Source organism: Psychrobacter sp. TB20-MNA-CIBAN-0197, from assembly GCF_040309765.1.
Classification (GTDB): Bacteria; Pseudomonadota; Gammaproteobacteria; order Pseudomonadales; family Moraxellaceae; genus Psychrobacter; species Psychrobacter submarinus.
Genome location: NZ_JBEOPC010000828.1, coordinates 1 through 262 on the forward strand (window position 1 = coordinate 1; position 262 = coordinate 262).

The 262-nt window shown below is 61.5% G+C and carries 1 protein-coding gene; it reads right to left on the reverse strand.

The features are described from left to right. Positions 1-262: LysR substrate-binding domain-containing protein (locus AAEY83_RS16175; RefSeq protein ID WP_351060640.1), on the reverse strand; the 262-nt coding region annotated here is incomplete at both ends.

Below are 262 nucleotides of genomic sequence, written 5' to 3' on the forward strand. Positions count from 1 at the left end.
GCAGGCGACCCTGGACGTTGAGCTGAATCGGCTCTTCGTCGCCCTGAAAGGTCCAGTGGTGATGGCTGCCGCCGTAATCGAAACGCAGGCATTGATGCTCGAGCAGATCCCGCGGATGTTCGAGCACGCCGCTGCGCGCCAGATAATCCGGGCTGGCGACAATCCAACGCTGAAAGTGGCCGACGCGTTTGCTGACGATGTCTTCGCTGACCACCGTCGAGCCGAGCCGCACCGAAACGTCGATCTGCTCGCTGAGCAAATC